At 73.4% G+C, this 20,575-nt stretch carries 19 protein-coding genes and 1 tRNA gene; 12 read left to right on the forward strand and 8 right to left on the reverse strand.

Annotated elements, in window-relative coordinates; genetic code table 11:
• Together GA0074704_RS03120 and GA0074704_RS03125 are read left to right on the forward strand one after the other, a co-directional pair.
• A complete protein-coding gene (locus tag GA0074704_RS03120) occupies positions 1-1,155 on the forward strand; it encodes an acyl-CoA dehydrogenase family protein (protein WP_088969092.1) in 1,155 nt (384 codons plus the stop codon).
• A gap of 156 nt (positions 1,156-1,311) precedes the next feature.
• Positions 1,312-3,912 carry an ATP-binding protein gene (locus GA0074704_RS03125; RefSeq protein WP_088969093.1) on the forward strand — a complete coding sequence of 867 codons (2,601 nt, stop codon included), beginning with the start codon at positions 1,312-1,314 and terminating at the stop codon, positions 3,910-3,912.
• Positions 3,913-4,128: 216 nt separating this feature from the next.
• Here the strand turns inward: GA0074704_RS03125 and GA0074704_RS03130 are convergent, their stop codons facing one another.
• The gene (locus GA0074704_RS03130) at positions 4,129-4,641 is read right to left on the reverse strand and encodes a MarR family winged helix-turn-helix transcriptional regulator (protein WP_088969094.1); all 513 of its coding nucleotides are present in this window, start codon (positions 4,639-4,641) and stop codon (positions 4,129-4,131) included.
• A 100-nt stretch (positions 4,642-4,741) separates the two neighbouring features.
• Here GA0074704_RS03130 and GA0074704_RS03135 point away from each other — a divergent pair, with 100 nt between their 5' ends.
• Both GA0074704_RS03135 and GA0074704_RS03140 read left to right on the forward strand, forming a co-directional pair.
• Positions 4,742-5,323 carry a YceI family protein gene (locus GA0074704_RS03135; RefSeq protein ID WP_088969095.1) on the forward strand — a complete coding sequence of 194 codons (582 nt, stop codon included), beginning with the start codon at positions 4,742-4,744 and terminating at the stop codon, positions 5,321-5,323.
• A 290-nt stretch (positions 5,324-5,613) separates the two neighbouring features.
• Positions 5,614-7,092, forward strand: a complete 1,479-nt coding sequence (locus GA0074704_RS03140) for a glutamate--cysteine ligase family protein (RefSeq protein ID WP_088969096.1) — start codon at positions 5,614-5,616, stop codon at positions 7,090-7,092.
• Positions 7,093-7,108: 16 nt separating this feature from the next.
• Here GA0074704_RS03140 and GA0074704_RS03145 read toward each other — a convergent pair whose 3' ends face one another.
• Positions 7,109-8,473, reverse strand: coding sequence for a hypothetical protein (locus GA0074704_RS03145; RefSeq protein WP_231926748.1), 1,365 nt, complete (start codon positions 8,471-8,473; stop codon positions 7,109-7,111).
• Positions 8,474-8,656: 183 nt separating this feature from the next.
• Here GA0074704_RS03145 and GA0074704_RS03150 point away from each other — a divergent pair, with 183 nt between their 5' ends.
• Entirely contained in the window at positions 8,657-9,580 is a 924-nt protein-coding gene (locus GA0074704_RS03150; RefSeq protein WP_088969097.1) for a PASTA domain-containing protein, read from the forward strand.
• Positions 9,581-9,583: 3 nt separating this feature from the next.
• On the opposite strand, the gene GA0074704_RS03155 is transcribed toward GA0074704_RS03150, so the two are convergent.
• Both GA0074704_RS03155 and GA0074704_RS03160 read right to left on the reverse strand, forming a co-directional pair.
• The gene (locus tag GA0074704_RS03155; RefSeq protein WP_172880373.1) at positions 9,584-10,027 is read right to left on the reverse strand and encodes a hypothetical protein; all 444 of its coding nucleotides are present in this window, start codon (positions 10,025-10,027) and stop codon (positions 9,584-9,586) included.
• Between the two features lie 100 nt (positions 10,028-10,127).
• The gene (locus GA0074704_RS03160; protein WP_088969098.1) at positions 10,128-10,412 is read right to left on the reverse strand and encodes a hypothetical protein; all 285 of its coding nucleotides are present in this window, start codon (positions 10,410-10,412) and stop codon (positions 10,128-10,130) included.
• 643 nt (positions 10,413-11,055) lie between these two features.
• On the opposite strand from GA0074704_RS03160, the gene GA0074704_RS03165 reads away from it, so the two are divergent.
• The 3 genes from GA0074704_RS03165 to GA0074704_RS03175 all read left to right on the forward strand — a co-directional run bounded on the left by GA0074704_RS03165 (position 11,056) and on the right by GA0074704_RS03175 (position 12,707).
• On the forward strand, positions 11,056-11,931 hold the full coding sequence (locus GA0074704_RS03165) for a helix-turn-helix domain-containing protein (protein ID WP_088969099.1): 876 nt from the start codon (positions 11,056-11,058) through the stop codon (positions 11,929-11,931).
• Complete coding sequence (locus GA0074704_RS03170) at positions 11,907-12,128, forward strand: DUF397 domain-containing protein (RefSeq protein WP_088969100.1); 222 nt, start codon at positions 11,907-11,909, stop codon at positions 12,126-12,128. The genes GA0074704_RS03165 and GA0074704_RS03170 overlap by 25 nt, the downstream gene beginning before the upstream one ends.
• A 174-nt stretch (positions 12,129-12,302) precedes the next feature.
• Positions 12,303-12,707 carry a hypothetical protein gene (locus GA0074704_RS03175; protein WP_088969101.1) on the forward strand — a complete coding sequence of 135 codons (405 nt, stop codon included), beginning with the start codon at positions 12,303-12,305 and terminating at the stop codon, positions 12,705-12,707.
• On the opposite strand, the gene GA0074704_RS03180 is transcribed toward GA0074704_RS03175, so the two are convergent.
• The gene (locus GA0074704_RS03180; protein WP_088969102.1) at positions 12,675-13,274 is read right to left on the reverse strand and encodes a hypothetical protein; all 600 of its coding nucleotides are present in this window, start codon (positions 13,272-13,274) and stop codon (positions 12,675-12,677) included. The two genes, GA0074704_RS03175 and GA0074704_RS03180, sit on opposite strands and share 33 nt — an antisense overlap.
• A 219-nt stretch (positions 13,275-13,493) precedes the next feature.
• Here GA0074704_RS03180 and GA0074704_RS29740 point away from each other — a divergent pair, with 219 nt between their 5' ends.
• Positions 13,494-15,491, forward strand: a complete 1,998-nt coding sequence (locus tag GA0074704_RS29740) for a S8 family serine peptidase (RefSeq protein ID WP_197697586.1) — start codon at positions 13,494-13,496, stop codon at positions 15,489-15,491.
• A gap of 63 nt (positions 15,492-15,554) precedes the next feature.
• Here the strand turns inward: GA0074704_RS29740 and GA0074704_RS03190 are convergent, their stop codons facing one another.
• From GA0074704_RS03190 to GA0074704_RS03200, 3 genes are all read right to left on the reverse strand, one after another.
• On the reverse strand, positions 15,555-16,361 hold the full coding sequence (locus tag GA0074704_RS03190; RefSeq protein WP_088973417.1) for a WecB/TagA/CpsF family glycosyltransferase: 807 nt from the start codon (positions 16,359-16,361) through the stop codon (positions 15,555-15,557).
• Positions 16,358-17,431 carry an NAD-dependent epimerase/dehydratase family protein gene (locus GA0074704_RS03195; protein WP_088969103.1) on the reverse strand — a complete coding sequence of 358 codons (1,074 nt, stop codon included), beginning with the start codon at positions 17,429-17,431 and terminating at the stop codon, positions 16,358-16,360. The genes GA0074704_RS03190 and GA0074704_RS03195 overlap by 4 nt, the downstream gene beginning before the upstream one ends.
• Before the next feature lie 112 nt (positions 17,432-17,543).
• Positions 17,544-17,629 (reverse strand) — tRNA-Leu (locus GA0074704_RS03200).
• A 209-nt stretch (positions 17,630-17,838) separates the two neighbouring features.
• On the opposite strand from GA0074704_RS03200, the gene GA0074704_RS03205 reads away from it, so the two are divergent.
• From GA0074704_RS03205 to GA0074704_RS03215, 3 genes are read left to right on the forward strand one after another with little or no spacing between them, the layout of a single operon-like run.
• Positions 17,839-18,630 carry an FhaA domain-containing protein gene (locus tag GA0074704_RS03205; protein ID WP_088969104.1) on the forward strand — a complete coding sequence of 264 codons (792 nt, stop codon included), beginning with the start codon at positions 17,839-17,841 and terminating at the stop codon, positions 18,628-18,630.
• A 6-nt stretch (positions 18,631-18,636) separates the two neighbouring features.
• A complete protein-coding gene (locus tag GA0074704_RS03210; protein ID WP_088969105.1) occupies positions 18,637-19,125 on the forward strand; it encodes an FHA domain-containing protein FhaB/FipA in 489 nt (162 codons plus the stop codon).
• The gene (locus tag GA0074704_RS03215; protein ID WP_088969106.1) at positions 19,122-20,564 is read left to right on the forward strand and encodes a PP2C family protein-serine/threonine phosphatase; all 1,443 of its coding nucleotides are present in this window, start codon (positions 19,122-19,124) and stop codon (positions 20,562-20,564) included. The genes GA0074704_RS03210 and GA0074704_RS03215 overlap by 4 nt, the downstream gene beginning before the upstream one ends.
• The last annotated feature ends 11 nt before the right edge of the window (positions 20,565-20,575 follow it).

Here is a 20,575-nt window from a genome sequence, read left to right on the forward strand (position 1 = left end):
ATGGACTTCCGGCTCACCGAGGAACAAGAGGCGCTGCGGGAGAGCGTGCGGGAGTTCGCCCGCGAGGTGATCGCCCCGGTCATCGCCGAGCACTACGAGCGGCACACCTTCCCGTACGAGATCATCCGCCAGATGGGCAAGATGGGCCTGTTCGGGCTCCCCTTCCCGGAGGAGCACGGCGGCATGGGCGGCGACTACTTCGCGCTCTGCCTGGTCCTCGAGGAGCTGGCCCGGGTCGACTCCAGCGTGGCGATCACGCTGGAGGCGGCGGTCTCGCTCGGGGCCATGCCGATCTACCGTTTCGGTACGGACGAGCAGAAGGCGCAGTGGCTGCCGAAGCTGGTCAGCGGTGAGGCCCTCGCGGGCTTCGGGCTGACCGAGCCGGGCACCGGCTCGGACGCCGGCGGCACCCAGACCCGGGCCGTTCTGGACGAGGCGACGAACGAGTGGGTGATCAACGGTTCGAAGGCGTTCATCACCAACTCGGGCACCGACATCACCTCGCTGGTCACCGTCACCGCGGTCACCGGGACCAGGCCGGACGGTGCCAAGGAGCTCTCCACCATCATCGTGCCGTCGGGCACCCCGGGCTTCACGGTGGCGCCGGCCTACTCCAAGGTCGGGTGGAACGCCTCGGACACCCACGAGCTGACCTTCGACGACTGCCGGGTGCCGGCGGCGAACCTGCTCGGCGAGCGCGGCCGGGGCTTCGCCCAGTTCCTGCGCATCCTCGACGAGGGGCGGATCGCCATCGCCGCGCTCTCCGTGGGCCTCGCCCAGGGCTGCGTCGACGAGTCGATCAGGTACGCCAAGGAGCGCCAGGCCTTCGGCCAGCCGATCGGCAACTACCAGGCGATCCAGTTCAAGATCGCCGACATGGAGATGAAGGCGCACACCGCCCGGCTGGCGTACTACGACGCGGCCGCCCGGATGCTCGCCGGTGAGCCGTTCAAGCGGCAGGCCGCCATCGCCAAGCTGCACGCCAGCACGATCGCGGTGGACAACGCCCGCGAGGCGACCCAGATCCACGGCGGCTACGGCTTCATGAACGAGTACCCGGTGGCCCGGTTCTGGCGGGACTCCAAGATCCTGGAGATCGGCGAGGGCACCAGCGAGGTCCAGCGCATGATCATCGCTCGCGACCTCGGCATGTGAGTGTGGGCAAGGGCCCCCTGCTGACGCCTGGTGCACAGCAGGGGGCCCTTGTTGTCACCCGTTCCGGTCGACCTGCTGTCGGAAATCGGCATCCGACGGTCGGCTGCGCGACGCTCCACTGCCGACGGTCGTATCCCATCCGTACTCTTCGTGCCCATGACCCCGGATCATGATCCTTTGTGGAGCACGGCCGGCCCGGTCCGCCTGCCCGACCTGCTGCACGGCCACCGCCGTGCCGCCGGTCTCACCCAGGCCGAGCTGGCCGCCCGCGCCGGGGTCGGCGTACGGACCGTCCGTGATCTGGAACGGGGCCGTTCGGCACGCCCGCAGCGGAACACCGTCGAGCTGCTCGCCGGGGCGCTCGGCCTGGGCGGCGCAGACCGCGCCGAGTTCCTCGCCGCCGCCCGCCGGCCGACCGGCGCGGAGCCCGCGCCCGCGCCGGCTCCCACCGCATCGGGTACGTCCGTCGCCCTCCCCCCGCCCGCCGACCTGACCGGTCGGGAGCGGGACGTCGCCGAGCTGGCCGCGGTGTTCACCGACGGGTACCCGCCACCGGTGGTGAGCCTGGTCGGTCTGGCCGGGGTGGGCAAGACGGCGCTGGCCCTGGCGGTGGCGCACCGGGTCGCCGGGCACCACTCCGGCGGGGTGGCCGGGGTGCTGGTCAGCGAGGGGTCGGACAGCACCGACGTGCTCTGCGTCTGCGCGGCGGTCTTCGACGCGGCCCGGGTCGGTGAGCTGGCCGCCCGGCTCGCCGGCCGGCCGGCCCTGCTGCTGCTGGACGCCATCGAGCGGGCGCCGGAGGCGGTGGCCGAGGCGGTGCGCCGCCTCGCCGTCGCCGCCCCCACGCTGCGGGTGCTGGTCACCGGCCGGCATCCGCTCGGTTTGCCCGGCGAGCGGGTCTGGCCGGTCACGCCGCTGGACGTGCCGCCGGCCGACGTCGACGGCGCCGGCGCGGCCGAGCTGGACCGCTATCCGGCGGTCGCCCTGTTCACCGCCCGGCTCGCCCAGGTCCGCCGGGAACCGCCGGCCCCCGCCGAACTGCCGGCCCTCGCCGCCCTGGTCCGCCGCCTGGGCGGCCTGCCGCTGGCGATCGAGCTGATGGCCGCGCGCGGGCGGGTGCTCGACCTCACCGAACTGCTCGACCGGTACGGCCACCGGGTGCTGGACCTGGCCGCGCCCGGTGGCAACCCCGTCGGCTCCGGCTGGGAGGCGGTGGACCCGGGCGGGGCGGAACCGGCCCCGGTCGTCGGCACGGTGACCCTGCGGGAGGCGGTGGCCGTCAGCTACCGGCTGCTGGACGCCGACGAGCGGTGGGCGCTGCGCCGGCTCTCCGCGTTCTGGAACCGCTGGTCGGTGGAGCTGGCGGAGGAACTGCTCGACGCCGGCCGGGCGGGGGCGCACCGTGACGCCGTACCGCTGCTGGACCGACTGCTGGAACTGGGCCTGCTCAGCGTGCGGGGCACCGGGCCGTTCCGGTTCCGGCTGCTGGACGCGGTCCGTGACTTCGCGGCCGAGCAGGCGGCCGGCGCGGGCGAGTCGACGGCCATCCGGCGCCGGCACGCGGAGGTGCTGACCGGACTGGTGGTGCGGACCGCGCCGGAGCTGGCCGGCCCGGCGCTGGTCGAGGCGGTGCACCGGCTGGACGAGGTGACCGGGGACCTCGGTCCCGCCCTGGCCCACGCCGCCGTCGACGAGCCGGTCACCGCGCTGCGGCTGGCCGTCGGCCTGTCCCCGTGGTGGCGGCTGCGCGGGCGGGACGTCTCCGGCCGGCAGTGGCTGCGCCGGCTGCTGGCCGATCCGCGTACCGCCGACGCGGACCCGACCCTGCGGGCGTGGGCGCTGCTCGGGGTGGCCCGGCTCGCGGCCGAGCACGGCGCGGCGGCGGAGGAGGTGCCGGCGGCGCGTGCCGCCCTGGCGGTGTTCCAGGCCGCCGGGGACGTCCCCGGCGAGCTGGCGGCACGGACGGCGCTCTGCGCGCTGCTGCCGGCGACCGGTGAGCACGACGAGGCGCGGGAACAGGGCGAGGTGGCGCTCGCGCTGGCCGCCCGGCACGGGCGTACCCGGGACATGGCGATGGCGCACCGTCAGCTCAGCTGGCACGACATCCGGCGGGGCGACCTGGCCCGGGCGCGGCGCCGGCTGGCCGCGGTGGACCGGCTCGCCGCGCAGGTGGCGGAGCGCCGGCTGCGGGTGCTGGCCCGGGCCGGCCTGGCCGAGGTGACCCGCCTCGAGGGCCGGTACGCCGACGCGGTCGAGGTGGGCTGGCAGGTCGCCGCAGCGCTGGCCGAGCTGGGGGATCCGGGTCACCGGCGACGGGTGCTCGGGACCGTCGGGCTGGCCCTGGCCCGGGGTGGACGGCACGCGGAGGCGCAGGACGTGGTGGCCGAGCTGCGCGGGTCGTCGCCCGCCGTGGGGTGGGCGGGGTCCGGCCCCGAGGACGGGGTCTGCGCGCTCATCGAGGGTCACCTGGCCCTGCACCGGGGGCACCGGGAGTTGGCGGCGGAGTGGTTCGCGGCGGCGGCGGAGTCGGGGACCGCCCGGCAGAACCGGCGGGAGTCGGTGGAGGCGTTGGTCGGCCTGGCGGCCAGCACCGGGGATCCGGTCGCGCGGGACCGGCTGGACCGGGTGTGCCGGTCCGGTGGGATCAGCCTGCTGCCGATCGAGGAGGAGCTGCTGGCGGGGGTGCCGGGTGGGCGGCCCGGCCCGACCGACGGGCGGGGCGCGCGGCGCGGGAAGGGCGGGGGCGGGCCCCACTGAAGGGGCCGGAGGTGGCGCGAGCGAAGAAGCCCCCTGGTTTTACCCCTCGCTCGTCGCTCGCGCCTGCACCCCCCGGTGCGCCCCCGCTGCGGAGAACACTAGCCGTCATCGATGGGGCCGATTATCCGGTCTGCCCCGGTTGCGCCCTCGGCCGGGCGGAGTTCTGCCGGTCTTTCTGCCGGTAGTGGTTCCCCGCTCCGGGAGGGCCGGGCGGGGTCAGCAGCGCGGCCCGCTGGCCTCGTCGGTGGTCGGGGCGGCATCGGTGCTGCCGGCGGTGGCCCCCGGGTGCACCGCGTCCCGGAGTTGACGCAGGCCGTCGAGCAGGGCCTTCAGGGCAGCCGGATCGAGTTGGCCGGTGAACCACTGCTCGATGATCCGCAGGTGACCCGGCAGGACGGCGTCGAGCCGGTCCAGGCCGGAGCGGGTGACCACCGCGTACGAGCTGCGCCGGTCCGACGGGCAGGCGCGGCGGCGCAGCAGCCCGTCGCGTTCCATCCGGTCGACCACCCGGGTCACCCCGCTGGTGGAGAGGGAGGTCTGGGCGGCGAGGTCGGTCATCCGCAGTTGGTTGCCGGGGGAGCGGGCGAGGCGGGTCAGCACCTCGAACTCCACCGACGAGAGGCCGTGCTCCTCCAGTTGGGCGGCGAACCGGGCCGACAGCCCGGCGTGCGCCTCGACGAGCAGGCCGACGGCGGTGATCCGGGGGTCGTCGAACACGTTCTGGTCCACCCGTCCATCCTAGCAGTCCTTGACACGGGGAATGTTGTTGTGCCTATAGTTGCTCCGTCAGTCGTTGGGTTGATAAACAAACTCCTCGGAGGAGAGCAGCATGACCACCAACACCGGATCGGTTACCCGTGAGTGGGACGGCCTGACCATCCCGGCGGCCGGCACGTACCTGCTGGACGCGGCGCACAAGCGGGTCGGCTTCGTCGCCCGGCACATGATGGTCAGCAAGGTGCGCGGCGAGTTCGCCGACGCCACCGCCACCATCACCGTCGCGGAGGACCCCCTGCAGTCCTCGGTGACCGCCACCATCCAGGCGGCCAGCATCGACACCAAGCAGGCCGACCGCGACGGTCACCTGCGCAGCCCCGAGTTCCTCGACGCCGAGCAGTTCCCGACGCTGGAATACCGCAGCACCGGCGTGAAGTCCCGCGACGGCAACGAGTTCGTCCTCGCCGGCGAGCTGACCGTCAAGGGCGTCACCCGCCCGGTCGACCTGGAGGTCGAGTTCGAGGGCGTGGGTCGTACCCCCTTCGGCACCGACGTGTTCGGCTTCACCGCCACCACCGAGATCGACCGCGAGGACTTCGGCCTGACCTGGAACGTCGCCCTGGAGACCGGGGGCGTCCTGGTCGGCAAGAAGATCAAGATCGAGATCGAGGGCGAGGCCGTCCGCCAGGGCTGAGCCACCCCGTACCCGCAGACCTTCGGGCCCGCGCCGCGACCAGCGGCGCGGGCCCGCCGTCGTCTGCCGGGCCCCGTGCGAATTGTCACCTCTTGTTCGCAGCCGGCGGGCGGTGCCGGCCGGTCCGGCTGGGTACAGAGCCGGGCCAAGGAGCGCGGACGATCGCCGTCCGGGCCGGTGAAGCCACCGTCCCGGCCGCTGGCCCCGGTCGGATCCGCGCTCTATAAGTTGATGGTTCACAATGCGCCGCGGGACCGCACGTCCCGCGCCGCCGGTCGCCGGGAGGACACATGGGCAGGGACGTCTCGCAGGGCGCCTTCTCCCGGGAGGACCGGGTCCGCTACCGGCAGAAGGTACGGCGGTGCCTGGACGTCTTCGCGCTGATGCTCGACGACTTCGGGTTCGACGCCGACCGGCCGATGACCGGCCTGGAGATCGAGCTCAACCTGATCGACCGGCAGGCCGAGCCGGCGATGCGCAACGACGAGATCCTCGCCGACATCGCCGACCCGCTCTTCCAGAGCGAGCTGGGCCAGTTCAACCTCGAACTGAACGCCCTGCCCCGGCTCGTCGAGGGCACCGGCTTCGCCGACTACGAGCAGGACCTGCGCGACAGCCTCACCCGGGCCGAGGAGCGGGCCGCCGGGTCCGACGCCCGGATCGTCATGGTCGGCATCCTGCCCACCCTCACCGAACGGCACCTGGTCGCCGACAACCTCTCCACCGACGAGCGGTACCGGGTGCTCAACGACCAGATCGTCGGCGCCCGTGGCGAGGACATCGAGCTGGACATCCGCGGTGTCGAACGCCTCCAGACGCACACCGACTCGATCGCCCCCGAGGCCGCCTGCACCAGCCTCCAGTTCCACCTCCAGGTGTCACCGGACAGCTTCGCCGACTACTGGAACGCCTCCCAGGCCATCGCCGGGGTCCAGGTCGCGGTGGGGGCGAACTCCCCGTTCCTCTACGGCCGGCAGCTCTGGGCGGAGACCCGGATCGCCCTGTTCCAGCAGGCCACCGACACCCGGCCGGACGAGCTGAAAGCCCAGGGGGTACGCCCGCGGGTCTGGTTCGGCGAACGCTGGATCACCTCGATCTTCGACCTCTTCGAGGAGAACGTCCGCTACTTCCCGCCGCTGCTGCCGATCTGCGAGGAGGAGGACCCGGTCGAGGTGCTGCACGCCGGCGGGGTGCCCGAGCTGGCGGAGCTGCGGCTGCACAACGGCACCGTCTACCGCTGGAACCGCCCGGTCTACGACATCATGAACGGCCGCCCGCACCTGCGGGTCGAGAACCGGGTGCTGCCCGCCGGCCCGACCGTGGTGGACATGCTGGCCAACGCCGCCTTCTACTTCGGACTCGCGCGGGGGCTCGCCGAGTCCGACCGCCCGATCTGGAGTCAGCTCACCTTCAGCGCCGCCGAGGAGAACTTCCACGCCGCCGCCCGACGGGGCATGGACGCCGTCCTGCACTGGCCCAAGCTCGGCGACGTGCCGGTGAGCAAGCTGGTCCTCGACGTACTGCTGCCCAGGGCGGCGAGCGGCCTCGACCGGTTCGGGGTCGCCCCGGCCGAGCGGGACCGGCTGCTCGGCATCATCGAGCAGCGCTGCCGTACCGGCCGCAACGGCGCGGTCTGGCAGACCGAGACGGTCTGGGCCGCCGAGCGGCACCGGGGCATGGACCGAGGCGCCGCCCTGCACCACATGGTCCAGCGGTACGCCGACCTCCAGCGCACCAACGAGCCCGTGCACACCTGGCCGGTCGACTGACGGCTCTCGGGTCGGATCAGCGGGTACGGCGGGTGGACCGGCTCCTCGGCGCCGGCTCCTCCGCGGTGACGTCCGGGCCGCCGTCACCCGGTGCGGTGCCGCTCGCCGGCGCCGTACCGGCCACGGAACCGCCCGACGACGCGGTGCCGGGGGCGTCGACGGAGCCGCCGGTCGAGGTGGTCGTGGCTTCCGGCGTACCCGGGGTGTCCAGCGTGCCCGCTCCGGCGCGTGGCCGCCGCCCGGCGGCGCGGGCCCGGCCGGCCGGAGCGGCCGTCGGTACCGGATCCGCGCCGGCCGCCGACGCGCTGCGGTACTCCGTCGAACTGGCCGTCGTCCCGGCGGCCGGAGCGGTGGACCTGCCGGTCGTGGACGCGGCGGCGCCGGCCACGGAGACCGCCGCGGGGCCGGGGTCGGCGGGCTCGGCCGGCGAGGTGACCGGATCGTCGCCGGTCCGCTGGCGCGGTACGGCCACCGCCCCGGCCGGGTCGGTCGAGCGTCGTTCCGCCCGTTGCGCCAGCGCGGCCACCAGGACCGAGGCGGCCACCCCGGCGATCACCGCGTACGGGGCGGTCAGGTGCGCGGAGACCTGCTCCCGGCCGATCGTGGCCAGCCGGGGCACGGCGAGGAAGTACGCCACGGCCACCAGCAGCGGCCCGGCCGCTCCGGAGGCTGCCGCCCCGATCCGCCGCCCGGCGTCCCGGGCGCCCCGCCGGGCGGCCAGCGCCCCGATCAGCGCGGCGGAGCCCATCGCGAGCACCGCGCCCGGCCAGTAGAAGTAGTCCCGGATCCAGAAGCCGGCCCGGTCGGCGCTCAGCTGCCAGATCCCCAACTGCGCGGTGGTGAGGCCGCGGCCGGCGAGGACACCGTCCACCACGGACGCCACGGCGAGCAGCCAGAGCCAGGCGGCGGTGGCGATGACGTTGGCGGCGGCGGAACGGGTGTGCAGCACCCAGCCGGCGGCCAGCAGGCCGATCAGCACGCCGATGCCGGCGTACCCGGCGGCGATGCTCTGCGGGGAGAAGCTGTCGGGCACCACGGCCGCCCGCGCGGGGACGGCGACCAGCAGGACGGTGATCAGGGCGCCCACCGCCCCGGCCGCGGCCAGCGTCCACCGGCGCAGGGTGCCGCCGGGAGCGTCGTCGGCGCCGGCTCGGGCGGAGAGCCGCTGCCCGCAGACCGCGCCGGCGATCACCGAGCTGGCCGCGATCCAGGTCGCCCAGACCAGGCTGGCGACCCATGCCGCCTCGGCGTCGCCGGCACCGGCCGGTGGCGTCCAGTTGATGATGCCCAGGCCGTAGCCGAAGCCCAGTTGTGCCGCGCCCGCACCGGCAGCGACACCGATCGCCGTGGCGACCGCTCCTCCCCAGCCCTGTCTGGCCATGCCGGGCAGCGTAGCGGCACGGGATCGACGCGGCGACTCGTGGCCGCCGGCGGTCACACCGGGTGAGCGGGCCGGTGTGCAGCGGTGGCCCCGGTCCGCGCGCTGATCCCTGCCGATGGTGATCGCTGCCGTTACGTTGGAGCCCGAGGGGGCGACGCCCGCCCGGTGGGGAGAGGACGTGCCATGAGCGACCGCCACGAGGAGCCACCGGCCGGGGACGCCGACCGGACCAGGCCGATGCCCCGCGGGGAGGACCAGCCGGCCGACGCGGCTCCCCAGGCCGACAGCCCGGACGCGACCAGGGCGCTGCCCCGGGACCACGGCGCTGCGTCCGGCCCGGAACCGCTCGACCGGACCCGGCAGTTCCCCTCGGTGACCGGCCGGGCGACCTCGGGCGCGACCGCCCAGGGATCCGGGGCCACCGCCCGCCAGGAGCCGGTGCCCGGTGGACCGGGGACGCCACCGGATGCCACCGCGCCGCTGCCGCCGGAGCCCGCCGTCTGGGCGGGGCGGGCCGAGGTGCCGGTGGCGCGGCCCGCGGAACCGACCGCTCCCGAGTGGTACGCGGCGGAGCCCGCCGGCCGCCGCTGGTGGGCCCCGATCCTGCTGGGCATCGTGGCCCTGCTGCTGCTCGCCCTGATCGGCGCGGGTGTCTGGCTGCTGCTGCGCGCCGAGGACGAACGGACGGGGCCGGATCGTTCACCGACACCGCTGCCCACCAGCGCACCCCGCACCACCGGCGCTCCCGCCACGACCGCGCCCACCACCCGTCCGGCGAGCACCCCGCCGCGGAGCGCGACGAGCAGTGCCGCCGAGCGGGTGGCCGTGCCGCCCCTGGTCGGGCTGCCCCGGGACACCGCCGAGGAACTCCTCGACGACGTCGGCCTGAAGCCGCGGGTGCGTACCCGTGAGTCGGACCGGCCGGCGGGCACGGTGATCGCGAGCGACCCGGACGTCGGTGAACTGGTGCCGGCCGGGAGCGAGGTGACCCTGGTGGTGGCCGAGGCGCCCGAGTCGAGCGGCCCGCCGACCAGCGGGCGGAGCAGCGCGCCAGCCACCGGGCGGAGCAGCGTGCCGCCGTCGCCCGAGGTCACCGCGACCCGGTGAGGGTCACCAGCCGCGGCGCCGGGTGCCGACCAGGCCCAGTCCGGCGAGGGAGATGGCCAGGCCGAGGATCCCGGACCAGAACAGTGACCGGCGCAGCGCTGCCGGGTCGTCCGCGGTGCCGGCGGGGGCTCCCCGCGCCTCGCTGACCGGGCCGTCGTGCGGGCCGGCGGTGTGCGGGTCGGCCGGTTCGTCGACGGGGTCGCCGGCCGCCTCGCCGTTCCACGGTCCGCCGACCCAGTCGGGCTCCGTCCCCGGCGACCCCTCCACGCCGGGGACGGTGATCTCGGGCGCCGGTACCGGGGCGCTCAACCGGGTCGCCGACTCGGCCGGGTACCGCACTACGACCACGAGGGTGGTGACGGCGCCGACCAGGGCGAGCAGGACGAAGGCGTAGGCGATGCGGGACCTGTGGTGCCGCCGCGCGGCGGGCAGTTCGACCATGGCCATCCCAGGTTCAGGGTCCGGGACGCGCGCGGGGTGGGACTTGCCGGGGTGGGCGTACCGATTCTATGGCCGCGGTACGCCCCCCGACCTGGCAATCGGCGGCTCAGCCCACCCGGACCGGGGTCCGGGAGACCGGCCGGCGCGGCCGTACGGTGTGCTGGCGGGTCGCCGGCGCGGACCGGAGCTGGCGCAGGCCGGCCGCCTGGACGTAGATCGACCGCCGGTTGACCGCGTCCCCCGAAGCGTTCAACTCGTAGCCGTCGAGCCACACCCAACCGTCGTACGTCGGCCAGTCGTGCACCCGGATCACCCGGAACATGATCGGTCTGAGGAACTGGACACTCGCTGTTCGCGTCACGTGCAGTACGTCACCGGAGCGGGGAAGCACATGGGCTCCTGGAAGGGATCGGCCGGCGGACGAGCCGGCGGGTGCTGGATCGGGGGACGTCTCTCGAGGGCCCGGTGCCGGGGTCGTGCCTCGTGACCGGCTCGGTGGGTGGTGGCGGTGGTCGGGCCGTACGCGCTGGTGGCACGCCGCCACCCGACCATCACCCGGCTGCTCCCGGTACCGCTCCCGCCGCCGCAGCCTGCTGGCGTGCAGCGGCGGGGTCATTCAACCCGGGGACAGTTCTGATCGGTGTTTCCGCACCTCGGAGCCGCTGCGCCGGCGTCGCTCCGTGGGGTGGAAGCGACACGTCTCCGGCGGTGGGCCGGAACGGTGAGTGACCCGAGGCATACGGACAGATTGCATCAGCGGCATGCTTCATGCAAGTTGCATGTCGACTTTTGCCGATACGTGAGTCGGGCACGCAAAACGACGCTTGAAGACGTGGACCTTGGGGCGGCACACTGGACGCCGGTTTCGCCCGCCGCGGCCGGTCGACGACCGGCACCACCCCTGCCGCGAACGATCGCCCGCCGCTCGACGGTCGCGCCCAGGCGGGCGTGGGCCATCCCGCGCGACCGACCGGAGGTGCCCGGGTGAGCGCGAGGAGCCGACGACCGAGTCCAGCGGTACACGGAGTGGCCCGGTGAGCGAGCGGCGCAGCCCCACCATCCGCCGCCGGCGGCTCGGCGCCGAACTGCGTCGTCAGCGCGAGGCCGCCGGGATCACCATCGAGGTGGTCGCCGAGCAGTTGGAGTGCTCGGCGTCCAAGATCTCCCGGATCGAGACCGGCCACACCACCGCCACCCCGCGCGACGTCCGGGACATGCTGCGGATCTACGGGGTGGTCGGCGCCGAGAGCGACGAGCTGGTGCAGATCGCCCGGGAGGCCCGACAGAAGGGCTGGTGGCACCCGTACAGCACGGTGCTGGTCGGGGCCTACGTCGGGCTGGAGGCGGCGGCCAGCTCGATCCGGGCGTACGAGCAGCAGGTGGTGCCGGGGCTGCTGGAGACCGAGGAGTACGCGGGGGCGATGATCCGCGCCGCCCGCCCGGACTTCACCGCCGACCAGGTCCAACAACGGGTGCGTGTCCGTCTGGGCCGCCAGTCGTTGTTGACGCAGGACGATCCGGTCGATCTGTGGGTGGTGCTCGATGAGGCGGTGCTGAGCCGGCCGGTGGGCGGCGACGCGGTGATGCGTGGCCAGCTCAGGCGGCTGGTGGAGGTGGCGGCCCTGCCGAACGTGACGCTCCAGATCCTGCCTTTCGAGGTCGGGGCGCACGCCGGCATGGACGGCACGTTCACCATTCTCAGCTTCCCCGAACCGAGTGATCCTGATGTCGTGTACGCGGAGAACGCCACGGGTGGGCTCTTCCTGGAGAAGAGCGACGAACTGCAGAAGTACAGCTTCATCTTCGATCACATTCGAGCAGCGGCCATGCGACCGGAGGAATCCGTCGCACACATCGTGAAACTGGTAGAGGAGCCGTTGTGGAAATGGCGACCAAGGGGTTCTCCGTGAACCTGGCGCAGGCGAGCTGGTTCAAGAGCTCGAAGAGCGGGCCGAACTGCGACAACTGCGTGGAGGTTGCGTACGTGCCCGGGGTGGTCGGGGTCCGGGACTCGAAGGACAGGAGCGGGCCCGCTCTGGTCTTCGCTCCGGGCGACTGGCACGCCTTCGTCGCCGGCGCCAGGAACGGCGGGTTCGCCCGGGACTGACCGGGCGTACGGACGACAGGCGGGGGCGCGACCCGATCCGGCAGCGTGGCCGGCCCGGCTCGCGCCCCTTTGGCGTTCCGCCCGTCGCCACTTCCGCCCCGGGTCGTTGAACCGGTCGGTACGGCGCTGGTCGATTCACCGCCGGGAACGAACCGAACGAGGCAGGCGAGACGGATGACGACGATCGGATCGGACAACCTCACCAACGGGCCGGGCAAGCCGGAGCGGTTCGGCGGGAAGTACCGCGGCGCCCGCCGGGACACGGTGCTGACGGAGGTGGTCTCCACCGACACCGAGATCGGCGGTCGGGACTCCGGGCCTGGCCCGGCGGACCAGGGCGTACCGCTGTCCCTGCCGTCGCTCGACCCGAACCCGCTGACCGAGCCGTCGTTCCCGCCGGCCGGCTGGCCGGTGGAGCAGGCCGAGTCCCTGGTGGACCATCCGCTGCTGCGCGGGCTGCTGATGGAGCTCCCGCCGAAGGGCAGCGTGCCGCCACCGGGCTGGTTGGACCGCTGGTTCGAGGCGACCCGGGCGATCCTGGAGCTGCTATACGTGCAGGGCGCCGGCCGCCCGCGCTGAGCCGGCCTCGGCCGGTAGCGCCCGCTCGGTGAGCCGGCTGTGCCGCAGCGCGTGCCGGATCCCGATGGTGACGGCGCCGAGCACCCCCACGGTGACCGCGGCGCCGGTCACACCCGGCCCGGTGAACAGGTCCAGGCCGCTCGCCGAGAGCACCCCGGAGAGGGCGGCCAGGGCGGTGAGCTGCAGCGGCAGCGCGATCAGCGGATGGGCCGCGGCGGCCCGCAGGCCGTGCGTCGCCGGGGTGTGCGGCGCGGTGACGAAGGCGCCCGCGCCGGCCCGCAGCCGGCGGATCCGGCGGACGGTGACCAGCGCGACGCCGAGGGCCGGTGTGGCGGCGAGCGCCAGGGCGGCCGCCGCGCCGTCGAACGGCGTACCGCCGGGGCTCTGCAGGCCGGCGGCGAGCACGGCCGCGGTCAGCCCCAGACCGGTCAGGGTGAGGGCGAACAACCAGCCGGTACGCCGGCGCAGGTGCTGCGCGCGACGGGGGCGGGGCAGCCCCTCCGCCACCAACCCGGCGGCCACCCAGACCACGGCGACCGGCAGCAGTACGGCGAGATGCTCAGGCATGGCCCCAGCCTTGCCCAGTTCGGCACGGCGCGAATCCGGAGTGGACCCGGGTTCTTCCCGCGCTCGTCCCCGTAGGGGTCATCGCGTCGGGATGATGGGAGTTTCGGCATGTGTGACCGTGCCGGCGCCTGACCTAGCCTCACCTCGATCGGTCAACGTCGATTCACCTGCCGGACCGGCCGGGTGGACGCTCGCTGCCGGTCGGAGGGAGGTAGGGAGATGACTCTCCCGCACAGGTCCGTACTCGTCGGAATCGCCGCCTTCTCGCTGATCGCCACGGCCACGCCCGCGATGGCCGCCGAACCCGCCGGCACGATCCGGGCCGCCGGCGGCGCCACCGCCGTCGCCGACAGCTACCTGGTCGTCCTGCGGGACGACACGGTCGCCCCGACCAGGGTCGCCGACACCGCCCGCCAGCTGACCGGGCGGCACGGCGGCACCGTGGCCCGCACCTGGACCGCGGCGCTGCGTGGCTTCGAGGCCCGGGTGGACGCCCGCGCCGCCGCGCGGATCGCCGCCGAACCCACCGTCGCGTACGTCGAGCAGAACCACACCGTCTCGATCAGCGGCACCCAGACCAACCCGCCGTCCTGGGGACTGGACCGGGTCGACCAGCGCAGCCTGCCGCTGGACAGCTCCTACACCTACCCGAACACCGCCTCGAACGTGCACGCCTACATCATCGACACCGGCATCCGCACCACCCACAGCGACTTCGGCGGCCGGGCCACCTGGGGCACCAACAAGGTCGACACCAACAACACCGACTGCAACGGCCACGGCACCCATGTCGCCGGCACCGTCGGCGGCACCTCCTACGGCCTCGCCAAGGGCGTGCAACTGGTGGCGGTCAAGGTGCTGAACTGCCAGGGCAGCGGCACCAACGCCGGCGTCATCTCCGGCGTCGACTGGGTGACCCAGAACGCGGTCAAGCCGGCCGTGGCGAACATGAGCCTCGGCGGCGGTGCCAACAGCACCCTCGACACCGCCGTCCGCAACTCGATCAGCTCCGGCGTCACCTACGGCCTGGCGGCCGGCAACGACTCGGGTGCGAACGCCTGCAACACCTCACCGGCCCGTACCGCCGAGGCCATCACGGTCGGCTCGACCACCAGCACCGACGCCCGGTCGTCGTTCTCCAACATCGGCACCTGCCTGGACATCTTCGCGCCCGGCTCGTCGATCACCTCGGCCTGGAACAGCAGCGACACCGCCACCAACACGATCAGCGGCACCTCGATGGCCACCCCGCACGTGGTCGGGGCGGCGGCCCTGGTGGCCAGCGCCAACCCGTCCTGGACCCCGCAGCAGGTGCGGGACTACCTGGTCAACAACGCCACCACCGGTGTGGTCACCAACGCCGGCACCGGCTCGCCGAACCGGCTGCTCTACGTGGTCAACGGCAGCACCCCGCCGCCCACCAACGACTTCTCCGTCTCGGTCTCGCCGACGTCCGGCACCACCGCACCCGGCGGCTCGGTCACCGCCACCGTCGGCACCGCCACCACCAGCGGCTCGGCCCAGTCGGTCAGCCTCACCGCGAGCGGCCTGCCGGGCGGCGCCAGCGCCTCGTTCAACCCGGCGACGGTCACCTCCGGCGGCTCGTCGACGCTCACCGTCACCACCGCCAGCAGCACCCCGGCCGGCACGTACGCGGTGACGGTCAGCGGCACGGCGGCCTCGGGCACCAGGACGGCGACCTACTCGCTGACCGTCAGCGGCTCCGGCGGTGGCTGCACCGGTGCCGGCCAGAAGCTGGTCAACCCCGGCTTCGAGTCCGGCAACACCGGCTGGACCACCACCTCGGGGGTCATCGGCCAGTACGGCAGCCAGGGCCAGCCCACCCACTCCGGCACCTGGAACGCCTGGCTGGACGGCTACGGCACCTCGCACACCGACACGCTGGCCCAGTCGGTGGCCGTGCCGGCCGGCTGCACCACCTACAGCCTGAGCTTCTGGCTGCACATCGACACCACCGAGACGACCACCAGCACCGCGTACGACACGCTGCGGGTGCAGGTGCTCAACGGCAGCGGCACGGTGCTGGCCACCCTGGCCACGTACTCGAACCTGAACAAGAACACCGGCTACGCGCAGCGCACCTTCAACCTGGGCGCGTACGCCGGCCAGACCGTGCAGATCAAGTTCACCGGCGTGGAGGACTCGTCCCTGCAGACCTCGTTCGTCATCGACGACACGGCGTTGAACGTCTCCTGAGCCAACCTTCCCACCGGCGTCCGGCGGTCACCCTCAAGGTGGCCGCCGGACGTCGTGGTGGCCTCAGACCGCGAAGGTGCCGGGCCGCTCGTGCGCCGGCTCGGGCGGGGTCGCCTTCCACGCGCCGGTCTTCTGCGCGGCCAGGCGGCTCAGGTAGGCGGGGTTGAGGATGACGTAGCGGCGCCACAGCCGCTTCGGCTCCAGGCCGAGCCGCCAGAGCCACTCCAGGCCGGCCCGCTGCATCCACGGCGGCGGGTTGCGCAGCAGCCCCGCGTGGTAGTCGAAGGCGGCCCCGACGGCCATCAGCGGCATGTCCAGCAGCGGCCGCATGGCGTACGCGAAGACCTCCTGGCGGGGGCAGCCCAGGCCGACCAGGACGAGCCGGGCGCCGCTGGCCCTGATCCGCTCGGCGATGTCGACGTCCTCGCCGGGCTGCACGTCACGGAACTTGGACGGCTCCACACCGGCGATCTTGAGGGCCGGGAACATCCGCTCCAGCGCCGGGACCAGCCGGGCGAGGGTCTCCTCGGTGGAGCCGTAGAGGTAGACCGGCAGCCCCTCCTCGGCGAAGCGGCGCAGCACGTGCAGGGTCAGGGTCGGCCCGTAGACCCGGTCGGCCAGGCCGGCGTGGTGCAGGAGGTTCATCGCCCAGCGGACCGGCTGGCCGTCCGGCGTGACCACGTCGAAGGAGTTGAGCCGGGCGTTGTGCGCCGGGTCCAGGACGCCGGTCATCACGCCGTGCACGGCCAGCGCGGTGAGCGCCAGCGGGCGGCGCTCCCGGGCGGCGGCCACCACCTGCTCGGTCGCGGTCGCGTAGTCGGTCGCGTCGACGAGTACGCCGAGGACGTTGCGCTTGCTGGCGGCGGTCATGCGCCGGGCACCCACTTGTCCACGTTGGCCTCGTAGATCTCCCGCAGGATCATCGGCACGTCGTAGGTGATCTTCCAGTCCGGGTAGTGCTCCTCGAACCGGGCCATGCTGCTGACGTACCACTGGTGGTCGCCGGTGCGGGCCTGCTCGACGTAGTTGACCTTCGCCTCGCGGCCGGTGATCTCCTCGGCGACAGCGAACGCCTCGATGTGCGAGGTGTTGGAGTGCCGGCCGCCGCCGAGGTTGTAGACCTCGGCCGAGCGGGGCGCCCGGAAGAACGCCTCGAACGCGGTCAGCACGTCGCGGGAGTGGATGGCGTCGCGGACCATCTTGCCCTTGTAGCCGAAGAGGTTGTACGTCCGGCCCTCCATCACGCACCGCATCAGGTACGCCAGGAAGCCGTGCAGCTCGGCGGCCGAGTGCGCCGGGCCGGTCAGCGTGCCGCCCCGGAAGCAGGCGGTCCGCATGTCGAAGTAGCGGCCGTACTCCTGCACCATCACGTCGGCGGCGACCTTCGAGGCGCCGAAGACCGAGTGCAGCGAGGCGTCGATCGACATCTCCTCGGTGATGCCACCGAAGAACGGGTGGTCCGCCGGCAGCTCGTACCGGGTCTCCAGCTCCACCAGCGGGAGGCTGTTCGGCCGGTCGCCGTAGACCTTGTTGGTGGAGCAGTGGATGAACGGTGCCTCGACGGCGTGCCGCCGGGTCAGTTCCAGCACGTTGAGCGTGCCGCCGGCGTTCACGTCGAAGTCGGTGAACGGCTCCTTGGCCGCCCAGTCGTGGCTGGGCTGGGCCGCGCTGTGGATCACCACGGCGATGTCCGAGCCGTACTTCTTGAAGACCTGCTCCAGGCCGTCCCGGTCGCGGATGTCGACCGAGAAGTGGGTGTACGCACTGCCCAGGTCGGCGGCGAGCCGGTCCAGGCTCCACGCGGTCGAACCGTCCGCGCCGAAGAAGTACCGGCGCATGTCGTTGTCGATGCCGACCACGTCGAGGCCCAGCCCGGCGAAGTGCCGGGCCGCCTCGGAACCGATCAGACCGCCCGATCCGGTCACCAACGCGACAGTCACACGCCACTCCTGAGGCCATCGGGGGCAGGGAACGTTCGGAGCATAGCGTGACATCAGGCACGCCCCGATATGCGACGAGGGCCCCGCATCAGCTGCGGAGCCCTCGTCACTCTGGTGGGGATGGGGGGAGTTGAACCCCCACGTCCTTTCGGACACACGGACCTGAACCGTGCGCGTCTGCCATTCCGCCACATCCCCGTGGCTTTACCTGGAGAACTGTAACCCGCCCGGCACCGCCGATTCCGGCGGGGTGGCCCGGACATATTACGCTGTCCCAGGTCGCGCCACGATCGGTCACCGTTCGTGGCGGTCGAAAGAGTAGCACGAGGAGACCGGCCCTACCGAACGGGCCGGCGGCGGGCGGCCGAGCGGCGTGTGAGCTGCGAGGGCGGCGGCCGGATAGCATCATGTCCTCGGGACCCGAGGAGGAGCCGGTGAGCGTGCTGCAACGCTTCGAGAAGCGTCTGGAAGGCCTGGTTGAGGGGGCCTTCGCCAAGGTCTTCAAAGGGGTGGTCCACCCCGTGGAGATCCTCAACGCCATGCAGCGGGAGGCCGAGGCGCACAAGGCCATCCTGGCCGGTGGGCGCACGTTGGTGCCCAACCGCTACGTGATCGATCTCTCGCCGTACGACCACAGTCGGCTGGCGCCGTACGCCGCCGCGCTGGCCCAGGAGCTGGCCCAGTCGCAGGCGGAGTTCATCGGCGAGCAGGCCTGGACGGTCTACGGCGACGTGATCGTCGAGATCGAGCGCGGCGAAGGGCTGGACACCGGGATGTTCCGGGTCACCGCCGAGGTCTACACCGGCGGCGAGGTCGCTCCGGTCTCCGCGCCGGGCGGGTACGACGCGGGCCCGCCGGCATACCCGGCCTACGACCAGGGTGGCGGCTACGGCCCCCCGCCCGGCCACGGTGGCGCGCGCAACGTCCGGCTGGTCTCCGGTGACGGCCGCACCTACCCGCTGCAGATGGGCTCGACCGTCATCGGCCGGGGCGACCAGGCCAACCTGCGCCTGCCCGACGTCGGCATCTCGCGCCGACACGCCCGGCTGGACTTCGACGGCGGCCAGGTCGTGCTGACCGATCTGGGTTCCACCAACGGCACGATGGTCAACGGCCAGCGCGTGTCGGCCGTCGCCCTCAACCCCGGCGACATGATCCAGCTCGGCACGACGACGCTGACCTTCCGCGTGGACGGCTGACCCGCCTTGCCGGAACTCGTCATCACCGTCGCCCGGTTCGGGTTCCTCATCCTGCTGTGGATCTTCGTGTTCACGGTGGTCGGCGTCATCCGTCGGGACCTCTTCGCCGGTGCCCGGTCGAGTCGGCTGGTGGCGGCGCCCCGAGCCGTCGGCGCGTCGACCGGCCAGCCGGCCGCCAAGCAGGCCAAGGTGAAGCGGGGTCGCGCCGCCCACCAGCTGGTGGTCACCGCGGGCCAGCTCGCCGGCACCCGGATCACGCTGGGCGAAGCGCAGATCACGATCGGTCGGGCCGAGGACTCCACCCTGGTCATCACCGACGACTACGCCTCCGCCCGGCACGCCCGGCTGGTGCCCCGTGAGGGGCAGTGGTTCGTCGAGGATCTCGGCTCGACTAACGGCACCTACCTGGATCGCGCTAAGGTCACCGGACCAACCCCCGTCCCCCTCGGCGTGCCGATCCGGATCGGCCGCACTTCTCTCGAATTACGGCCATGACTCTGACCCTGCGCTATGCGGCCCACAGTGACCGCGGTCTGATCCGAGACGGTAACCAGGACTCCGTCTACGCCGGACCGCGGCTTCTCGCCGTCGCCGACGGCATGGGCGGCATGGCCGCCGGTGACGTCGCCAGCAACATCGTCATCGGTGCCATGGCGCCGCTCGACGAGGACGTCCCGGGTGACGCCCTCGTCGACGCGTTGCGCTCGGCCGTCGGCACCGCCAACCAACAACTCCGCGACACCGTGGACGCCAACCCGCAGCTGGAGGGGATGGGCACCACGCTCACCGCGACCCTCTTCTCCGGCAGCAAGCTGGGCATGGTCCACATCGGTGACTCGCGGGCCTACCTGCTGCGCAACGGTGAGTTCGCGCAGATCACCAAGGACGACACCTACGTCCAGATGCTGGTCGACGAGGGCCGGATCAGCGCCGAGGAGGCGAGCAGCCACCCACAGCGGTCGCTGCTCACCCGCGCGCTCGACGGCCGGGACATCGACCCGGAATACAGCGTCCGCCAGGTGCTGCCGGGCGACCGCTACCTGATCTGCAGCGACGGGCTCTCCGGGGTGGTCAGCGCCGACACCATCGGCGAGACCCTGCGGGAATACCCCGACCCGCAGCAGTGCGTCGAGCGGCTGGTGCAGCTGGCCCTGCGCGGCGGCGGCCCGGACAACATCACCGTGATCATCGCCGACGCCACCGACCAGGACATCGTCGAGGCCAGCCCCATCGTCGGCGGCGCCGCCGCCCGCGACCGCGGCATGGCCACCTCGGCGGACGTCTCCACCCCGGCCGCCCGCGCCTCGGCGCTCTCCGCGCCCCGGCCGCCCGCGCCCGAGGAGCCGAACGCCGGCCGGGACGACGAACCCGACCGGCCCCGGCACCGCCCGGTCCGTACCGCCGCCATGCTGCTCGCCCTGCTGGTCATCCTCGGTGGTGGGCTCTTCGCCGGGTGGAGCTACACCCAGCGGCAGTACTACGTCGGGGCGACCGAGGACGGCCAGCTCGCCGTCTTCCGGGGGGTGCCCGGTCAGATCGCCGGCCTCGACCTGTCGCGGGTGCACTCCACCAGCGGCGCCCAGCTGGACGACCTCACCCTCGCCGCCCAGGAGCAGGTCAAGCAGGGCATTCAGGCCAAGAGCGAGCCGGACGCGCAGCGCCGGCTGGCCGACCTGACCAACGACGACCCGGCCAACCCCAACCTGAAGCCGGTCTGCCCGCCCAGCCCGACCGCGGCGGCGACCACCCCGGCGGCCACCGTGACGCCGGTGGCGCCCGCCCCGACCGTGAGCGGTCGCCCGGTGGGCACCCCGACGCCGCCGGCCCGGCCGGCCGGCACGCCGACCCCGGTCGCCACCACCACGCCCGACGCCCTGCCGTCCGACACGGCCCCGCCGGCCGGCGACCCGGCCGGCTGCCGGTCGCCCGAGTGAGCGCCGGCCCG

Source organism: Micromonospora siamensis (assembly GCF_900090305.1).
In the GTDB taxonomy this organism is placed as follows: domain Bacteria; phylum Actinomycetota; class Actinomycetes; order Mycobacteriales; family Micromonosporaceae; genus Micromonospora; species Micromonospora siamensis.

Excerpts from the sequence above, each read along its gene's own strand:
- GA0074704_RS03120 (WP_088969092.1), top strand. The coding sequence starts at position 1 with ATGGACTTCCGGCTCACCGAGGAACAAGAGGCGCTGCGGGAGAGCGTG.
- GA0074704_RS03125 (WP_088969093.1), top strand. The coding sequence starts at position 1,312 with ATGACCCCGGATCATGATCCTTTGTGGAGCACGGCCGGCCCGGTCCGC.
- GA0074704_RS03135 (WP_088969095.1), top strand. The coding sequence starts at position 4,742 with ATGACCACCAACACCGGATCGGTTACCCGTGAGTGGGACGGCCTGACC.
- GA0074704_RS03140 (WP_088969096.1), top strand. The coding sequence starts at position 5,614 with ATGGGCAGGGACGTCTCGCAGGGCGCCTTCTCCCGGGAGGACCGGGTC.
- GA0074704_RS03145 (WP_231926748.1), bottom strand. The coding sequence starts at position 8,473 with ATGGCCAGACAGGGCTGGGGAGGAGCGGTCGCCACGGCGATCGGTGTC.
- GA0074704_RS03150 (WP_088969097.1), top strand. The coding sequence starts at position 8,657 with ATGAGCGACCGCCACGAGGAGCCACCGGCCGGGGACGCCGACCGGACC.
- GA0074704_RS03155 (WP_172880373.1), bottom strand. The coding sequence starts at position 10,027 with ATGGCCATGGTCGAACTGCCCGCCGCGCGGCGGCACCACAGGTCCCGC.
- GA0074704_RS03170 (WP_088969100.1), top strand. The coding sequence starts at position 11,907 with ATGGCGACCAAGGGGTTCTCCGTGAACCTGGCGCAGGCGAGCTGGTTC.
- GA0074704_RS03175 (WP_088969101.1), top strand. The coding sequence starts at position 12,303 with ATGACGACGATCGGATCGGACAACCTCACCAACGGGCCGGGCAAGCCG.
- GA0074704_RS03180 (WP_088969102.1), bottom strand. The coding sequence starts at position 13,274 with ATGCCTGAGCATCTCGCCGTACTGCTGCCGGTCGCCGTGGTCTGGGTG.
- GA0074704_RS29740 (WP_197697586.1), top strand. The coding sequence starts at position 13,494 with ATGACTCTCCCGCACAGGTCCGTACTCGTCGGAATCGCCGCCTTCTCG.
- GA0074704_RS03190 (WP_088973417.1), bottom strand. The coding sequence starts at position 16,361 with ATGACCGCCGCCAGCAAGCGCAACGTCCTCGGCGTACTCGTCGACGCG.
- GA0074704_RS03205 (WP_088969104.1), top strand. The coding sequence starts at position 17,839 with ATGTCCTCGGGACCCGAGGAGGAGCCGGTGAGCGTGCTGCAACGCTTC.
- GA0074704_RS03215 (WP_088969106.1), top strand. The coding sequence starts at position 19,122 with ATGACTCTGACCCTGCGCTATGCGGCCCACAGTGACCGCGGTCTGATC.